This window comes from Psychrobacter pygoscelis (assembly GCF_004335015.1).
Classification (GTDB): domain Bacteria; phylum Pseudomonadota; class Gammaproteobacteria; order Pseudomonadales; family Moraxellaceae; genus Psychrobacter; species Psychrobacter pygoscelis.
Genome location: NZ_RQRU01000030.1, coordinates 1 through 240 on the forward strand (window position 1 = coordinate 1; position 240 = coordinate 240).

Annotated in this window: 1 protein-coding gene; it reads left to right on the top strand. The window is 52.1% G+C overall.

Going from position 1 to position 240, the window contains the following annotated elements; genetic code table 11:
* A partial coding sequence (locus EGV92_RS13785) for a hypothetical protein (protein ID WP_207401813.1) occupies window positions 1–240 on the top strand: 240 nt, incomplete at both ends.

Consider the following 240-nt stretch of genomic DNA (forward strand, 5'->3'; position numbering starts at 1 on the left):
AGCCAACAACGCCACAGACAGTGCGCCAGTGGTTTACACCACCGAAGATGGCACTCAAGTCTATAAATCAGGCAACACCTTCTATACCGATGCCGCAAGAACGGCAGGCAATGAAGTGGATACTGATCAGACGCCTATTATTACCAGCGTTCAAAGCGCAGATGGCAGCACCACAAAAGCGACCAAGCTGAGCAACGTCGCAGCAGGCACCAAAGCCACAGACGCGGTGAATAAAGGTCA